Consider the following 385-nt stretch of genomic DNA (forward strand, 5'->3'; position numbering starts at 1 on the left):
CGATCTGTTCAAGGCCATCGACGATCTCGACATCACGCCCGATGAAGTGTGGGCCGGCGTGAACTATCTGAACAAGCTGGGCCAGGACGGCGAGGCTGCGCTGCTGGCGGCTGGCCTGGGCCTCGAAAAGTACCTCGACATCCGCATGGACGCCGCAGACAAGTCGGTGGGTCTCGAAGGCGGCACGCCGCGCACGATCGAAGGACCGTTGTACGTTGCGGGCGCACCGGTGCGCGAAGGCGTTTCGCGTATCGACCTCAACCCGGACGCCGACGCGGGCCCGCTCGTCATTCACGGCACCGTCACGGATCTCGACGGCAAACCGCTCGCGGGCGCCCTGGTCGAATGCTGGCACGCCAATTCGAAGGGCTTTTATTCGCACTTC

Annotated in this window: 1 protein-coding gene; it reads left to right on the top strand. The window is 64.7% G+C overall.

Annotated elements, in window-relative coordinates; genetic code table 11:
- A partial coding sequence (locus U5A52_RS43125; RefSeq protein WP_321940517.1) for a dioxygenase occupies positions 1-385 on the top strand: 385 nt, incomplete at both ends.

It is taken from the genome of Paraburkholderia sp. J8-2 (assembly GCF_905220195.1).
GTDB lineage: Bacteria > Pseudomonadota > Gammaproteobacteria > Burkholderiales > Burkholderiaceae > Paraburkholderia.